The 15,173-nt window shown below is 64.0% G+C and carries 14 protein-coding genes; 9 read left to right on the plus strand and 5 right to left on the minus strand.

Going from position 1 to position 15,173, the window contains the following annotated elements; translation table 11 throughout:
• Window positions 1-9: 9 nt before the first annotated feature.
• Window positions 10-468: a GNAT family N-acetyltransferase gene (locus tag DOM32_RS13910; protein WP_208625383.1), complete on the minus strand. Its 459-nt coding sequence runs from the start codon at window positions 466-468 to the stop codon at window positions 10-12.
• Window positions 465-1,334, minus strand: coding sequence for a DMT family transporter (locus DOM32_RS13915; RefSeq protein ID WP_110635424.1), 870 nt, complete (start codon window positions 1,332-1,334; stop codon window positions 465-467). The genes DOM32_RS13910 and DOM32_RS13915 overlap by 4 nt, the downstream gene beginning before the upstream one ends.
• Before the next feature lie 310 nt (window positions 1,335-1,644).
• Between DOM32_RS13915 and DOM32_RS17800 the strand changes: the two genes are divergently transcribed.
• From DOM32_RS17800 to DOM32_RS13955, 9 genes are all read left to right on the plus strand, one after another.
• The gene (locus DOM32_RS17800) at window positions 1,645-1,809 is read left to right on the plus strand and encodes a hypothetical protein (protein ID WP_157957081.1); all 165 of its coding nucleotides are present in this window, start codon (window positions 1,645-1,647) and stop codon (window positions 1,807-1,809) included.
• Window positions 1,810-1,861: 52 nt separating this feature from the next.
• The gene (locus tag DOM32_RS13920; RefSeq protein ID WP_110635426.1) at window positions 1,862-2,470 is read left to right on the plus strand and encodes a DedA family protein; all 609 of its coding nucleotides are present in this window, start codon (window positions 1,862-1,864) and stop codon (window positions 2,468-2,470) included.
• Window positions 2,471-2,500: 30 nt separating this feature from the next.
• Entirely contained in the window at window positions 2,501-2,980 is a 480-nt protein-coding gene (locus DOM32_RS13925; protein ID WP_110635429.1) for a DUF192 domain-containing protein, read from the plus strand.
• A 324-nt stretch (window positions 2,981-3,304) separates the two neighbouring features.
• Window positions 3,305-4,279, plus strand: coding sequence for a TAXI family TRAP transporter solute-binding subunit (locus tag DOM32_RS13930; RefSeq protein ID WP_110635580.1), 975 nt, complete (start codon window positions 3,305-3,307; stop codon window positions 4,277-4,279).
• A gap of 175 nt (window positions 4,280-4,454) precedes the next feature.
• Window positions 4,455-7,055, plus strand: coding sequence for a TRAP transporter permease (locus tag DOM32_RS13935; RefSeq protein WP_110635432.1), 2,601 nt, complete (start codon window positions 4,455-4,457; stop codon window positions 7,053-7,055).
• 121 nt (window positions 7,056-7,176) lie between these two features.
• Entirely contained in the window at window positions 7,177-7,623 is a 447-nt protein-coding gene (locus DOM32_RS13940; protein WP_071231476.1) for a DUF4385 family protein, read from the plus strand.
• A 42-nt stretch (window positions 7,624-7,665) separates the two neighbouring features.
• Window positions 7,666-8,466 carry an MOSC domain-containing protein gene (locus DOM32_RS13945; RefSeq protein WP_110635435.1) on the plus strand — a complete coding sequence of 267 codons (801 nt, stop codon included), beginning with the start codon at window positions 7,666-7,668 and terminating at the stop codon, window positions 8,464-8,466.
• A 569-nt stretch (window positions 8,467-9,035) separates the two neighbouring features.
• Window positions 9,036-9,695 (plus strand): carbonic anhydrase, encoded by a 660-nt coding sequence (locus DOM32_RS13950; RefSeq protein ID WP_110635438.1) that lies wholly within the window; start codon window positions 9,036-9,038, stop codon window positions 9,693-9,695.
• Window positions 9,696-9,774: 79 nt separating this feature from the next.
• On the plus strand, window positions 9,775-11,463 hold the full coding sequence (locus DOM32_RS13955; protein ID WP_110635441.1) for a SulP family inorganic anion transporter: 1,689 nt from the start codon (window positions 9,775-9,777) through the stop codon (window positions 11,461-11,463).
• Window positions 11,464-11,539: 76 nt separating this feature from the next.
• Here DOM32_RS13955 and DOM32_RS13960 read toward each other — a convergent pair whose 3' ends face one another.
• The 3 genes from DOM32_RS13960 to cra all read right to left on the minus strand — a co-directional run bounded on the left by DOM32_RS13960 (window position 11,540) and on the right by cra (window position 15,136).
• On the minus strand, window positions 11,540-12,022 hold the full coding sequence (locus DOM32_RS13960; RefSeq protein WP_110635444.1) for a GNAT family N-acetyltransferase: 483 nt from the start codon (window positions 12,020-12,022) through the stop codon (window positions 11,540-11,542).
• On the minus strand, window positions 12,019-13,941 hold the full coding sequence (locus tag DOM32_RS13965; protein WP_244179937.1) for an alkaline phosphatase D family protein: 1,923 nt from the start codon (window positions 13,939-13,941) through the stop codon (window positions 12,019-12,021). The genes DOM32_RS13960 and DOM32_RS13965 overlap by 4 nt, the downstream gene beginning before the upstream one ends.
• A gap of 211 nt (window positions 13,942-14,152) precedes the next feature.
• Window positions 14,153-15,136, minus strand: coding sequence for a catabolite repressor/activator (gene cra / locus DOM32_RS13970; RefSeq protein ID WP_110635449.1), 984 nt, complete (start codon window positions 15,134-15,136; stop codon window positions 14,153-14,155).
• Between the last annotated feature and the right edge of the window lie 37 nt (window positions 15,137-15,173).

Consider the following 15,173-nt stretch of genomic DNA (forward strand, 5'->3'; position numbering starts at 1 on the left):
GGGTCCGGCTCAGGCGTTGGCATCTTCGACCAGCACGCGGGAAAACTTGACGATCTCGTCGCGGCGATCGGCCCAGCCCAGATGCTGCCAGAAGCGGTGGGCTTCGTGATTGTCCGCCAGGGTATCGAGATGCACTTTCTCGATACCCGCTTCCAGCAGCGCCGCCAGGCAGTGATCGACCATCGTCCGGGCGAGCCCCAACTGGCGATAGTCCGGATCGACCATGACGTGTTGCAGATAGCCGCGGCGGCCATCGTGGCCTGCCATGGCGCAACCCACGATGCCTTCCCCGTTGGCCGGGCGCGCCACGAAGCTCAACCCCGGGTTGCGCTCCAGATAGCGTTGCGTGGCCGCGTAGCCATCGGCGGTTCTCAGCACCACGCCCGGCGTGCGTAGCATCATCGCGGTGAAATCCGCGTGATCGTCGAGTGTCATGGGCAGGATATCGGGGAGGGCGGGATGACTCATGAAACGGGCCTCGGCTTGCGTTGACGGCGAAAACGGATGTTGATGATGGCCAGCCCGGCGATGACCATGGCCCCGCCCGCGACCTTGTTGATGCCCAGCGGATCGTCGAGCAGCCAGACGCCGAGCATGACGGCGAACACCGGCATCAGCAGCGTCAGCGGCACCACGCGGCTGACGGGGTGCTTCTGCAGTAGCCGGTACCATAGCCCGTAAGCGGCGATCGAGGACATCACGGCGGTATATACCACCGCGCCCCAGCCGGCCCAACTGGCCTGGCGAAGCGCCAGCCACTGGTCATCCTCGAAGATCCAGCTGCCCAGTGCGACCAGGGGAATCGCGAACAGCGAGATCCAGCCGGTCATGGTCAGCGGCGCGATGGGCGGGGCGAGCTTGATGATCATGGTCGAGACCGCCCAGAAAAAGGCGCTGGCGAGCAGCAGGGCGGTGGAGGCCGGTGGCGGCAGCGACGGGCCTCCGGCCAGCACCACGACGCCACCGAAGGCGAGGATCAGGCCGACGACCCGGCGGGGCCCCAGCTTCTCCTTGAGAAACATCGCTGCCAGCAGGGTGGCAAACGGGGTGCCCATCTGGACCAGAAGTGCACCGGTACCGGCTTCGGATTGCTGGAGCCCGAGAAACAGCAGCGGGAAGTGCAGGCCGCCGAAGGTGACTGCCAGCAGCAGGATCCAGGGGAGTTGCTGACGCGAGATCCGGGTGAACGGCACGACCAGCACCGCGACCAGCATGAAGCGCAGTACCGTCACCAGCAGCGGCGGCAGATCCTCGACCCCGAGCTTGATCACGATGATGTTGAAGGCCCAGATGATGATGATGCCGAGACCGATCAGTAAATCCTTGAGGGGCACGCGCAGTACTCATCGTTGAATGATGTGGTTGGAAGACGTCGCTGAAAGGCGTCGTCGAGACGTTGCTAAATGGCGTCGATATTCCATTGTCTCAACGACTCGGGCGAGAGCAAGGTTATTTTGAGATGTCACGCGACCGGCCATGAAACGCCGACAGGCCCTGGCATGCCATCGCAAGAGTCACGGGCGATGTCCGCCTGCCGGCGGCGAACTCGGCATCCCGCTATCCGAGGAATGCGCTACCATGCGTCAACGTCTTCCGAAGGTTGACGCCCCGATTTCGAAATCATCGCCACCGAGAGCCCGGAACATGTTCAAGGGAATCGTCTTCTGCCTCTGTTTTCTCGTCGTCCAGCTGTTCGTGCTGTCCTACATCGACCATCGGGTCGGCCAGGGTGAATCCGCCACGCGTCAGGCGGCCACGGCGCAGAACGGCTCGCGCCAGCGCGAATCCGGGACGGAGGAGCAGGCGTGATGGCATGGCACTGGCGTGAGACGCATGGCATCCCGCCGGCGGGAGCCGTTGCATGTATTCACTGATTCAGCAGGCGGTCGATACGCTGAGCTACTTCGGGCTGGTGCTGCTGATGTTCGCGGAGAACCTGTTTCCGCCCATTCCCTCCGAACTGATCATGCCGCTGGCGGGTTACCTGTCGAGCCAGGGAAAGCTTTCGCTGATCGGCGCGATCGTGGCGGGCACGGTCGGCTCGGTGCTGGGAGCACTGCCGTTCTACGGCGTCGCTCGCTGGTTCGGCCATGACCGGATGTCCGCTTTCGTCGAGCGACACGGCCACTGGCTGGCGCTATCGCGGCGGGACCTGGATCGCGCCGATCGCATCTTCAAGCGCCACGGTGGCTGGATCGTCCTGTTTGGCCGGCTGGTGCCCGGCGTGCGGTCGCTGATTTCGTTGCCGGCCGGGGTCTACGCCATGCCGATCGGGCGCTTTTTGCTGCTCACCGCGTCGGGCAGCGCGATCTGGAGCGCCTTCCTGGCCGTGGCCGGTTATCAGCTGGCCGAGAATTTCCGCGCGCTGGAAGCCTATATCGGCCCAGCGTCGAAGCTGGTGCTGGGTCTGCTGGTGCTGGCCTGGCTCTATCATATCGGTAAGCATTACTGGCGCCGTCGCCACGGGTGAGGCGGCGCAGCAACGGTGAGGAGGAAGGGCATGCTGGCGAGGGTTCGGGACTGTGGGGTATGGGCATTGTGCGCGCTCTTCGCGGTACCGGCATGGGCGGAAACGTTGCCGGGCCAGACGGTGACCCTCGACGACGGCCGGCATGAGCATACGCTGCATGTCGAGGTGGCGCGGACGGCATCCGAGCGCGCGCGCGGGCTCATGGAGCGCGAGTCGCTGGCGGAGAACGCGGGCATGCTGTTTCTCTACGACCGCGAGCAGCCGGGCAGCAACGCTTACTGGATGTACAAGACCAGGATCCCGCTGGATATCGCCTTCATCGGCGGTGACGGCATGATCCGCTCGCTCAGGACGATGCCTCCCTGTCATGCGACCTCGTCTCGAGAGTGCCCCGTCTATCCGGCAGGCGCGCCGTTTCGGGCCGCGCTCGAGGCCAACGCCGGCTACTTCGACGCCCATGGCCTGGCCGTGGGGGATCGAGTCGATCTCTCCGCCTGGCTGACGCCATGACGGCATTCGCTTCCGGCATGAGGCATGCCGATCGTGAAAGGTCATTGGCGCGAAACGAGCCCCGGAGCCTCTGGAGGCGGTAAGCAATGGCAATGGCAGGCCAACCGTTGGGCGAGACGGGCGGCAGACCGTCATCTCGCGGTTTTGCCTGGCTCTAACTCACTATATGATGGCGCGCCGTCAGGGATAAGATATGTTGCAATAGGCAAGTCCACGGGCACGGTGCGATTCGAATCACACCCTGACGCACGCCGGCCAGCCCGTTGTCTTCGCGGTCGGGAAACCGATCAACACAATAAACGGGAAAATCTTCGAGGTATGCGCATGAAACGCCATGCATTAACCGCAGCCGTTCTCTCCTCCGCCCTGATGGGCGCCGCATCGATCTCCACGCCGGCCATGGCTCAGGATCAGCAGTACATCACCATCGGTACCGGTGGCCAGACCGGCGTCTATTACGTCGTCGGCCAGTCCGTCTGCCGGATGGTCAACCGCAGCGCCGAAGAGAGTGGTATCCGCTGTAACGCACCGTCCACCGGTGGTTCCGTTGCCAACATCAACGGCATCAAGTCCGGCGAGCTGAACATGGGTGTCGCCCAGTCCGACGTCCAGTACAACGCCTTCAATGGTGAAGCGCAGTTCGACCAGCCGATGGAAAATCTGCGCTCGGTCTTCTCGCTGCATGGCGAGCCGCTCACTATCCTGGCCCGCGAAGACGCCAACATCCATTCCATCCAGGATCTGAAGGGCAAGCGCGTCAACATCGGCAACCCGGGTTCCGGTCAGCGCGCCACCATGGAAGTGCTGATGGACGCGGAAGGCTGGGACACCAGCGTGTTCTCGCTCTCCTCCGAGCTGGGCGCCGCCGAGATGGCTTCCGCGCTGGCGGACAACAACATCGACGCCATGGCGTACGTCGTCGGTCACCCCAACGGTGCGATCCAGGAAGCGACCACCACCGTCGCCTCCAACCTGGTGCCGCTGAACGACGAGGCCGTCAAAGGGCTGGTCGAGAAGTTCCCCTACTACAGCATGTCCACCATTCCCGGCGGCATGTACGAGGGTAACCCGGACGACGTCGAGACCTTCGGTGTGCGCGCGACCTTCGTCACGTCTGCCGACGTCGACGACGAAGTCGTCTACCAGACTGTCAAGGCCGTGTTCGACAACTTCGACCGTTTCAAGCGTCTGCACCCGGCTTTCGCCAACCTGACGCCGGAAGACATGATCAGCCAGGGGCTTTCCGCACCGCTGCATGAAGGCGCCAAGCGTTACTACAAGGAGCAGGGCTGGCTGTAATTGCCCACGGCGTCATTCCTGACGGAATGCGTTGACACTCTGGCGCGGCGGTTGGCAACAACCGCCGCGCCGTTGGATCGATACCCCGCGACGTCGACCGTCGCATCGAATCAAGCGCGAAATGATGTCTCTCCGATGTCCTTTCGCCTACCGGCTGCCAAGTCAGGATCTGCTCATGACGGATAACAAGGCTTCTGGCCCCGATCAGGCCAAGCTGGACGAACTGGCTGCGACCGATACCGGTGGTCGCAAGCTGACCGGAACGCCCAACCGCATCCTGCTGGGTGTGGCGGCGCTGTGGTCGCTGTTTCAGCTCTGGATCGCTTCGCCGCTACCCTTCATCGTCGGGTTCGGCGTCTTCAGCGCCACCGAGGCGCGCTCCATTCATCTGGCGTTCGCCGTTTTTCTCGCCTTCATGGCCTATCCGGCGTTCAAGCGCTCCCCGCGCGAACGCATGCCGATCCTCGATTGGGTCATGGCAATCGTGGCGGCATTCTGTGCCTCCTATCTCTACTTTTTCTATGCCCAGCTTTCCCAGCGTCCCGGCGCGCCGATCCTGCAGGACGTGATCGTCGGCGTGGTGGGGATCGTGCTGCTGCTCGAGGCGACACGTCGCGCGCTCGGCCCGCCGCTGATGATCATCGCGCTGATCTTCCTGGTCTATTCGCTGGCCGGGCCCTACATGCCGGGCATGCTGGCCCACCGTGGCGTGAGCTTCTCGGGGCTGGTCAACCATCAATGGCTGACCACGCAGGGCGTCTTCGGCATCGCGCTGGGGGTTTCCACCAGTTTCGTGTTCCTGTTCGTGCTGTTCGGCGCGCTGCTCGACAAGGCCGGTGCGGGCAACTATTTCATCAAGGTGGCGTTCTCGCTGCTGGGGCACTATCGCGGTGGTCCGGCCAAGGCCGCCGTGGTCTCTTCCGGTTTGACCGGCCTGATTTCCGGTTCCTCGATCGCCAATACGGTTACCACCGGCACCTTTACCATTCCGATGATGAAGCGCGTCGGCTTCAGTGCGACCAAGGCCGGTGCGGTGGAAGTTTCCTCCTCCGTCAACGGTCAGATCATGCCGCCGGTGATGGGCGCGGCAGCCTTCCTGATGGTGGAATACGTCGGCATTCCGTATATCGAGGTGATCAAGCATGCGTTCCTGCCGGCGGTGATCTCCTATATCGCGCTGCTCTATATCGTCCATCTCGAAGCGCTGAAGGCAGGCATGCAGGGGTTGCCCAGCGGTAACCCGCAGCGGCCGTGGCTCAACAAGATCCTCGGCTTCCTGACCGGCCTGGTCGGAATCATGGCGATGGCATTCGCGGTCTATTACGGTATCGGCTGGCTCAAGCCGGCGTTGGGAGAAGCCGCGCCCTGGGTCATCGCCCTGGGCGTCGGCGTGATCTACATCGCGCTGATGAAGATCGGTTCCCGCTATCCCGAGCTGGAAGTGGACGATCCCTCACAGGAAATCACCCAACTGCCGCGCACCAAGCCGACCGTCATGGTGGGGCTGCATTACATACTCCCGGTGATCGTGCTGGTGTGGTGTCTGATGGTGGAACGCCTGTCGCCGGGGCTGTCGGCGTTCTGGGCGACCGCCTTCATGATCTTCATCATCCTGACCCAGCGGCCGATCGATGCCTTCTTCCGCGGCAAGAGTGACCTGGCCAACGACATCAAGCGCGGCGGCATGGACTTGTGGGACGGGCTGATCGATGGTGCCCGCAACATGATCGGCATCGGCATTGCCACGGCTACCGCCGGCATCATCGTCGGCGCGGTGGCGCAGACCGGCGTCGGCCTGGTGCTGGCGGATCTGGTCGAGACACTGTCGATGGGCAATCTGCTGCTGATGCTGCTGCTCACCGGCGTGCTCAGTCTGATCCTGGGCATGGGGCTGCCGACCACCGCCAACTACATCGTGGTGTCGGCGCTGCTGGCGCCGGTCATCGTCCAGCTTGGCGAGCAGAACGGCCTGATCGTGCCGCTGATCGCGGTCCACCTGTTCGTGTTCTACTTCGGCATCATGGCCGACGTGACGCCACCGGTGGGGCTCGCCTCGTTCGCGGCGGCGGCGATCTCCGGCGCCGATCCCATCCGGACCGGCTTCCAGGCGTTCTACTACAGCCTGCGAACGGCGGCGCTGCCGTTTCTGTTCATCTTCAATACCGACCTGCTGCTGATCAACGTCGACTGGCTCCACGGGATCCTCATCTTCATCGTGGCGACGGCGGCGATGCTGATCTTCGCCGCGGCGACCCAGGGCTTCATGCTGGTCAGGAGCCGCTGGTACGAAAGCCTGCTGCTGCTGCTGGTCGCCTTTTCCTTGTTCCGTCCGGGTTTCTGGATGGACATGGTCGATGCCCCCTATGAAGAAGTGCCGCCAGCGCAGTTCGAGCAGGCGCTGGGGGAGATCGGGCCTAACGAACACCTGATGACACGTATCGAGGGTCTCGACGCCTACGGCGCGCCCACCAGCTTCGTGATCCAGGTGCCAGCGACGGAAGGCGGCACCGGTGCCGAGCGGCTCTCGAGCCTCGGCCTGCATCTGATGCAGGAGGATGGCAAAGTGCTGGTCGACATGACCGATTTCGGCAGCCAGGCGGAAAAGCTGGGCTTCGATTTCGATCAGGAGATCGTCTCGGTGCGTATCCCCACGTCGCAACTGCCGAAAGAGCTGATGTGGATCCCGGCGCTTTTGCTGTTCGGGCTGGTGGTAGCGCTCCAGCGACGTCGGCGCGAGCCCAAGGCCAACAAGCCCCAGCAGGTCGCGGCGACCTGACGTAGCATTAAAGGCGTGGCAACATGACGGTCGTCTCCTCGGAGACGGCCGTTTTTCGTCCCTGCGATGTCTCGCGCCGCCTTCGCCGCGCGATCCCGTCACAACCCTGAGCGAGGTGAGCGTGAGTTTCCCCGATGCGTCCATCGATTATCGTCGGCATCCGGAATGCTATCGGATCGGCCACGGCGAGCGCGGTGTGTTTCATGTCCAGCCCTACAAGGATGAGCTGCTCCCGCTGTGGGCCATCCGCAACGAGGCCGACGCCAGACAGGCCGTCGCCGAGCTGCACGCGCGCTATTGCGACTATCGTGAACGAGGCGACTTCGTGGGCATGGACATGGCGCGGAAATATCTTCAGATGGGATATACCCGCGCGCGGCGTTATGCGCGCTACCCGGGTGGGCGCAAGAAGGACGCCCAGGGCCGTCTGCGCCAGCCGCGCAACGTCGATGCCGAGAAGGCTCGCATCGCCGAGTGCTACCGCGAAAGGCTGGATCGTGTGCGCGCCGACGAGGTCTATCAGCAGGCCAAGCGCGAGCATCAGCGTCGCCTGAAATCCAGGCGCTGATCGCCCCGAATCAAAAGATCATCTTTGCGACAGGAGCCTTTCATGCCAGCGCTTGCTGCCATTCATCGTTATCCGATCAAATCCACGGCCGGCTCGTCGCTGCAGCGCGCTCGGGTCGAGGAAGAGGGCCTGGTCGGCGATCGCCGCTTCATGGTGGTCAAGCCCGACGGCACCTTCCTCACGGCGCGCACGCATCCCCAACTGCAACTGGTGCGGGCGCAGTTCGATGGCGAGCGTCTGACCCTGACCCACGGCACGCTGCCGCCGGTGGATGTGGCGCGCCAGGAGTTCTCGGGGCAGCCGTTCGACACCCAGGTCTGGGCCGACCCTTTCAGTGCGACCACCACGCATGCCTCGCTCGACGACTGGTTCAGCGAGGCCGCGGGCGAGCCCGCACGGCTGCTGTGGCTGGGGGAGCGATCGCCGCGCTATCGGGAGTCGATCGGCGTGAGGGTCAGCTTCGCCGACGGCTATCCGCTGCTGCTGATCTCCGAGGCCTCGCTGGAAGATCTCAATGCCCGCACCGACGGGACTCATGTGATGGCCCAGTTCCGGCCCAACCTCGTCGCGACCGGCACCGAGCCCTACGCCGAGGATGGCTGGAAACGCATCCGGATCGGCGACGTGACGTTTCGGGTCGATGCGCCATGCTCTCGCTGTGCCATGGTGACGGTCGACCCTGCCAAGGGTGAAAAACGGGCCGACAAGGAACCGCTCAAGACCCTGGCGGGCTACCGCCGAGGCGAGAAGGGCAAGGTCTATTTCGGTCAGAATCTCGTGGCGGAAAATAGCGGTGACATCGGCGTGAACGACCCGATCGAGGTGCTGGAATCGTCGCTGTGACATGAACCGGGCATGAACGTTATCGGCGGGTAACGTTCATGCTCGCCGAGCCCCCTCGCCGGCATGAAAGGGTTCATCTTCACGCAAGGTTGTCGTGCCTTCTGTTACATTAGATTTTATTAAATTTCTGATGTTGCCCACCTTTCTTTTCCCTCCCTGAAGCCTGCTGTCATGCAGGGTTCATAAACGCAATCGACGGCGGGTGGAAGGCCCGGTTTTACGTTTCTTGACAATTGGCAGCTGTCAGCCCAGCAAGACAAGACGATGATTTCGTCGTCATCCTTCGTTATTCCTGAATCAACATTCAATCACGTAGCCTTACAAAATTTGCAGGCTGCAAAGCGGTTTTTGCTTGCCCATTCTGCCTCTCCACCGTACGACTAAAAGCCAGGTCTGCGCCTTTCGTCTCATGCTCGAGTCGCCGCAATGACGACGACGGCCAGGCCGACATTACCGCTGGGAAGTCGAGCTCGAACGCCGAAACGACCGTGTGAAAACCGGGTTCGTCGATCGTCGCTATCGCCACTACACAAAACGCCACTGCACAACACTGCACAAGGAGTGCCTCCATGCAATTCTGCGACCGTCTGCTTCTCGAGAACCGGGCCTGGGCCGATGACATGATGGCCTCCGATCCCGACCTGTTCGAGCGTCTGAACCAGGGGCAATCGCCCGCCGCGCTGTGGATCGGCTGCTGCGACAGTCGGGTGCCGGCGGAGCAGATCTGCAATGCCAGGCCTGGAGAGCTCTTCATCCATCGCAATATCGCCAACCTGGTGCATGAAGACGATGCCAACGTGTCGAGCGTGCTCGAGTACGCGATCAACGCGCTGGAGGTGGATCACATCATCGTTTGCGGGCACCGCGGCTGTGGCGGCATCCAGGCAGCGGTGAGCGGCGGCGACGCCCTTCGGACGCTGCCCCATGTCGACAGGCATCTGGGGCAGGTCAAGCAACTGGTCGCCGAGCGGGGCGCCGAACTCGCGCAGTTCTCGCAACTCGGCGACAAGGTCGATCACCTGGTCGAGCTCAACGTGATCGCGCAGATCGAACGGCTTGCCGGCCTGAAACTGATTACCGAGAGCTGGCAGGCGCGGCGGGCGCCGAGCCTGCATGGCTGGGTCTACGATCTGGCGAGCGGGCACCTGGAGGAAGTCTATCGTCGCGAGGTCGAGGGAGCGGAAGACAGGCTCGACGAACAGCACTGGCAGCACGTGGCGGCTGGTTAAAAGCTGATCTTCGAGAGCAACCAAGAGCAATAAACCACGCCATTTTCACGCTGTGACTCAAGGATTCGAGGACACGACAATGACGGCATCGAGACAGACGGCATCGAGACAGACGACATCGATCCAGAAGACATCGGCCCAGAAAACATCGAGACGGACGACGCCCGCAGCGTCGGCGTCTCAAGACGGCTCCGACACGTTCCATGACACCGGTCACGACAGCCCCGATACCTTCTCGTTCCGACACCTCTCCCGCGATGTCCCGGCGGGTATCGTGGTCTTCCTGGTCGCGATTCCGCTCTGCCTGGGGATCGCGCTGGCCTCCGGCGCGCCGCCCATCGCGGGGCTCGTCGCCGGCATGGTTGGCGGCCTGGTAGTGACGATGTTCAGCGGCTCGGCGCTCAGTGTCAGCGGCCCGGCAGCGGGACTGACGGTGATCGTGCTGGATGCGATCGAGCAGTTGGGCAGCTTCGCCGCATTTCTGATAGCAGTCATATTGGCCGGCGTACTGCAGCTCTTGATGGGCGTGTTCAAGCTCGGTCGTATCGGTGCCTTCGTGCCAACCTCGGTGATCAAGGGCATGCTGGCGGGGATCGGCCTGATTCTGGTGCTGGGGCAGTTTCCGATGGCGCTGGGACATCCGCTGGACGACATGCCATCGATCACCGATCCGGTGGCGCTGTTCAGTGGCATCTCGCCGCTGGCGACCGGGATCGCGCTGTTCAGTCTGGGCCTGCTGATACTCTGGGAGCAGCCGATGATCAAGCGTCATCGCGTGCTGGCACTGATCCCGGGGCCGCTGCTGGTGGTGCTCGGCAGTATCGCGATCGATCGCCTGGTCGGCGGTGCGATGCCTGGCTGGGCGCTGGGGGCGGAGCATCATATCGATCTGGGCGGGTTGTCCGGCCCGGCGGAACTGATCGGGCAGATGACCCATCCCGACCTCGGCGCGCTGGCCAACCCGGCGGTCTATACTGTCGCGATTACCATCGCCATCATTGCCAGTCTCGAGACCCTGCTGAGCCTGGAGGCCATCGACAAGCTCGACCCTCTCAAGCGCCACTCGCCGCCGCATCGCGAACTGAAGGCACAGGGCATCGGCAACATGGTCTGCGGGCTGGTGGGCGCGCTACCGGTGACGGCGGTGATCGTGCGCAGCTCCGCCAATGCCAACGCGGGTGGCCGCACCCGGCTGTCGAGCCTGATCCACGGCAGCCTGCTGCTGGTCAGCGTGGCGTTCCTCGCCATGTGGCTGGAGCTGGTTCCGCTGGCGACGCTGGCGGCGATCCTGCTGCATACCGGCTACAAGCTGGCCAGGCCGGCGCTGTTCGTCGATCAGTATCGCGAAGGCATGCGCCGTTTCATCCCGTTCACCGTCACGGTGATCACGATTCTGGCTACCGATCTGCTGATGGGCGTGCTGGTGGGGCTGGTGTGCAGTCTCTACTTTCTGCTGCAGTCCGGTTACCGCTCGGCAATCGCCTGCACCCGGCGCGGCGATCACACGCTGCTCAAGTTCCAGCAGGACGTCTCGTTTCTCAACCGCGAAGAGATGCGTCAGTGTCTCGATACCGTGCCGGACAACGGCGAGCTGATCATCGATGCCATCGGTGCCAACTACATCGATCCGGATATTCGCGAGGATATCGACCGTTTCGTCGAGCACGCCGCGGCCAGGGGAATCGTGGTCGAACTGCGCGATGTCGAAGGGACGACCGGCACGTTTGGCGATGTCGAGGCGCTACCGGGCACCGCTCGCGCCGGTTGACGAAAGCGCGACACCGCGCGCCCACCGCCGCGTCCTCTACCGGGCGCGGCGGTGGGCGTATCGAGACGAAGGCGCGTTAGAGCGACTTGCGCAGATAGACCCGCTTCAGCCCCCGCTCTTCGGCGCGGTGCGTCTCGACATAGCCGTAGCGTCGATAGATCGCCAGGTTCTCGTGCATCTGCTCCTGGGTATAGAGCGTGATGCTGTCGAACCCGTGGTCGCGAGCGTACGTTTCCGCCACCTGCATCAGTCGCTTGCCGAAGCCTCGGCCTTGCGCAGCGGGGAAGACCGCCACGTTGTCCAGCAGCAGCGTATCGGGCTTGGGAATCAATACGAGAAGTCCGACCGGAGCACCGTTGTCGCTATCGCAAGCGTCATCGTCATCGAACAGCAGGTTCACGTAGCCGGCGGCGATGTAGGGCGCATAGCCGTTATCATCGACGTCGCGCATCGGCCCCGGCGTCATGCCGATGCGGGCAACGTAATGGCCATAGGCGGCGTCGATCAGCGCCTCGACAACGGCGAGATCCGGGGCCCGGGCCAGGCGGATCGTGCTCATCGGTGTTCCTCGTGGAAACGAGTGTCGCAGTCATCGGCGCCCAGCTGCATGACTTCCCGGGGCGCGCCCTGATCGTCGAGCAGGACCTGGCCGATACCGGCTCGGTTCCACAGCCGCTCGCCCTTCGAGGCGCGTTCGGGATAGTAGGGATCCACTGCCATGCGACGCCGCTTGGTGAGCCAGTTGAGCGGCGACCAGGGCGCGTAGAGCCAACGGTTGAGGCGGTCGAACCAGTCGAGCAGGGTGTCGGGGAAGGTGTTCTTGAGGCCGCTGCTGGTGATCTGCCACATGCGGGGGCTGTTGCGATGCTGGCGAATGGTGATGGCGTAGACGAACGAGTAGTGCACGTCGCCGGAGAGAATCACGTAACGCTGGGGCGTGCGGCTGTGGCGCAGGATGTTGAGCATGGTGTGGGCCGCGCCGGGATGCGCCATCCAGTTCTCCGCGTCGACCAGCAACGGCTTGCCGAACCAGGTGAAGACGCGCTGGATGCCTTCGATCAGCTTGACCCCGAAGATCGGCGCCGGAGAGACGATGATCACCGAAGGTTCCTCTAGCAGTTCCTGCTGGAATTCGCTCAACGCCTCCCAGTCCATCAGGCCCGAGGGGTGATGCCGGCGACGCTCGCTACGCCAGCGCCGGGTGCGTGTGTCCAGCACCACCAGGCGCGGCGTCGAGTCGAGGGTGTAGCCCCAGCCGGTGAAGCGCAGCAGGCGCGTCACGAGCCGGTTGTGCGTCTCGCAATCGAGCCGGCCGTCATGGCCGGCCGAGTCGAGCCATTCGCGGCTGGCGGCCAGCGGCTCGGCCAGGCCGTCGGGATCGTTGCCCCATCCCTGACACAGCAGGTACGCGATCAGCGCATTACCCACGATCCGGCGCGAGAACGGATGTTCGTAGACTGCGGCCTCCCAGGCGGCGGAGAGATTCCAGTCGTCGGTTACGTCATGGTCATCGAAGATCATCAGCGTGGGCAGATGGGCGAACAGGCGCGCCACGCCCGGCAGGCCGGCAACGAACGCATCGATGTGGCGCTGTTCGGCGCGGTAGCGGTCCTGCTCCTCGGCGGCGAGGTGGGGAACCTCCACCTCGATCAGCCGCCACGGTGTCGGCGACCACACCAGCAGATACATCGCCAGCAGCTCGGCGAAGGTGATCAGGTGATTTTCCGCGCTGGCGGTGGTGAAGATCGGCTTGCGCACGCCGCCGAAGAACTTCTCGCGCAGGGCCTCGGTGGAGCGGATCGCCGGCAGCAGATCGTCGCGGTGATAGTAGGTTTCGTCGCGGGCGTAGAGCTCGCTGCCGCTGGCGATCTCCGTCCCCTCCAGGCACTCGTCGTAGAGCCCGAGCCGGGCGATCAGTGCATGAATGGCGGCGAGCATCGGGCCGGCCACGTCGTCGGCGTAGATCTGATCGCCGGTCATCAACAGCGCTGCCGGCCGCGCGGCGCTGTCGGCGTGGCGCTCGCTCAGCCAGCGGTCGGCGCGAACCAGGCCATCGGCGCTGGCGTGATGCGGCTTGCGGCAGGAGCCGTGGAGCAGATTGTCGTAGCGCGAACGCAGCACCAGCGTAGGCAACGGCTCACCGTCGTAGCAAAGGGCCTCGCCCCAATCCCGCATCGAGCGCCAGGCGGTGCCTTTCCCTTCCTCATTCACTCCCCCTGCGGCATTCACGCCCCCTTCGGCATTCACGCTCCCTTCCGCATTCGCACGATAGGCGAGGTCGTAGGCGATGCGGACATCCCGGGGCAGGGCGTCGTCGAGCGGCAGGTCGATCAGGTGAAGATGTGCGTGGCGACCGACCGCCAGGCGAGTCGTGGCCGACTCGAGATCGTGGTGCTGCGAGAGGTCATCGGTACATAGCGTCAACTGAAGTGCTAGCGGGCGCGAAGCGACCAGCCACATCACCAGTCGCTGCGGCATGGCGCGACGGAGTATCGGCCCGGCCAGGATGTCGGGAAGATCGTCTGACAAGTGTCGTTCCTGATACGTCGGTGGACTACGCTCTGTCCGAAAATGGCTGCGCTCGCCAGCTTTCAGCCAGATTGCAGACAAAGCTCAAGCATACTTCAGTCGCGACGTTCAGCCCACGCTCTGCCGTGGGCGATCCGTCTCGCCCGGCATTCACCGGCGTTCAACGTCGACGCTTGAGCGTCCTGTCTATCACGTCCAGCCCCGGCACATACTGGCCGCGGGCCGCCTGCAAGGCGCGCGCCAGGGCCTGTTCGGCGACCCGGTCGTGATCCTGGGGGAGCGAGTTGACCTTGCACGGCAGGAAGTCGAGCAGCCGATCGTCGCCGAATGTCGCCAGATGCAACTTGGCGGGTGGCGCACCGTGTTCGAGCAGAACGTCGAGCAGCCCGTCCATCAGCGTGTAGGAGGCGGTGACGATGGCATCCGGCAAACCGCTTTCGTCCAGCAGGCGGCGCATCAGTGCGGCGCCGCTGTCGCGATCGTAGCGTTCACCGCTGAAGCAGCGCGGGCGGCACAGAGGCCTGTCGAGCAGGGCGTCGAGGAAGCCACGCCGCCGCTCGGTGCTGATCGACAGATTCGGCACTGCGTCCAGCCACACCACGTCCGACACGTCGTCGGCCAGCACCGAACGGGTCAGCATTTCCCCGGCAGCGCGACCGTTGGTGACGATGTTGACGAATCGCTCGGGGTCCAGCGGGCGGTCGATGGCGATCACCGGCAGCCCCTGGGCCGACAGTTCGGTATAGAAGGGATCCTCGGGGCTCAGGCTGCTGGCGACCAGCAGCACGTCGCAGCGCTGGGCGCGCAGCGACTTCGCGACTTCGCGCTCGCTTTGCGGATCGTCGTCGGAACCGGCGATCAGCAGTTGATAGCCCTGCTGGCGCGCGCCGTGTTCGAGCCGCTTGGCCAGGCGCGCATAGCTGCCGTTCTCCAGATCCGGCACGATCAGGCCCAGCGTCCGGCTGTCGCCGCCGCGCAGGGCCGCCGCCTGGGCATCGATCCGGTAATCGTGGGCACTGGCGATGGCCAGCACGCGGGCTACCGTGGCCTCGCTGATGCGACGCGTCCTGGCCTGGCCGTTGAGCACATAGCTGGCGGTGGTACGAGAAACGCCGGCCAGTCGGGCGATATCGGCAAGCTTCATGCAAGGCTCCTGCAACGTTCATGATCGACGATGACGC

The organism is Salinicola salarius (genome assembly GCF_003206135.1).
Lineage (GTDB): Bacteria > Pseudomonadota > Gammaproteobacteria > Pseudomonadales > Halomonadaceae > Salinicola > Salinicola salarius.

Bases quoted from the DNA above. Each gene is read 5' to 3' on its own strand.
- DOM32_RS13965 (WP_244179937.1), bottom strand. From the start codon at position 13,941: ATGCCGCAGCGACTGGTGATGTGGCTGGTCGCTTCGCGCCCGCTAGCA.
- DOM32_RS13955 (WP_110635441.1), top strand. From the start codon at position 9,775: ATGACGGCATCGAGACAGACGGCATCGAGACAGACGACATCGATCCAG.
- DOM32_RS13930 (WP_110635580.1), top strand. From the start codon at position 3,305: ATGAAACGCCATGCATTAACCGCAGCCGTTCTCTCCTCCGCCCTGATG.
- DOM32_RS13945 (WP_110635435.1), top strand. From the start codon at position 7,666: ATGCCAGCGCTTGCTGCCATTCATCGTTATCCGATCAAATCCACGGCC.
- DOM32_RS13935 (WP_110635432.1), top strand. From the start codon at position 4,455: ATGACGGATAACAAGGCTTCTGGCCCCGATCAGGCCAAGCTGGACGAA.
- DOM32_RS13910 (WP_208625383.1), bottom strand. From the start codon at position 468: ATGAGTCATCCCGCCCTCCCCGATATCCTGCCCATGACACTCGACGAT.
- DOM32_RS13950 (WP_110635438.1), top strand. From the start codon at position 9,036: ATGCAATTCTGCGACCGTCTGCTTCTCGAGAACCGGGCCTGGGCCGAT.
- DOM32_RS13920 (WP_110635426.1), top strand. From the start codon at position 1,862: ATGTATTCACTGATTCAGCAGGCGGTCGATACGCTGAGCTACTTCGGG.
- DOM32_RS17800 (WP_157957081.1), top strand. From the start codon at position 1,645: ATGTTCAAGGGAATCGTCTTCTGCCTCTGTTTTCTCGTCGTCCAGCTG.
- cra (WP_110635449.1), bottom strand. From the start codon at position 15,136: ATGAAGCTTGCCGATATCGCCCGACTGGCCGGCGTTTCTCGTACCACC.
- DOM32_RS13960 (WP_110635444.1), bottom strand. From the start codon at position 12,022: ATGAGCACGATCCGCCTGGCCCGGGCCCCGGATCTCGCCGTTGTCGAG.
- DOM32_RS13925 (WP_110635429.1), top strand. From the start codon at position 2,501: ATGCTGGCGAGGGTTCGGGACTGTGGGGTATGGGCATTGTGCGCGCTC.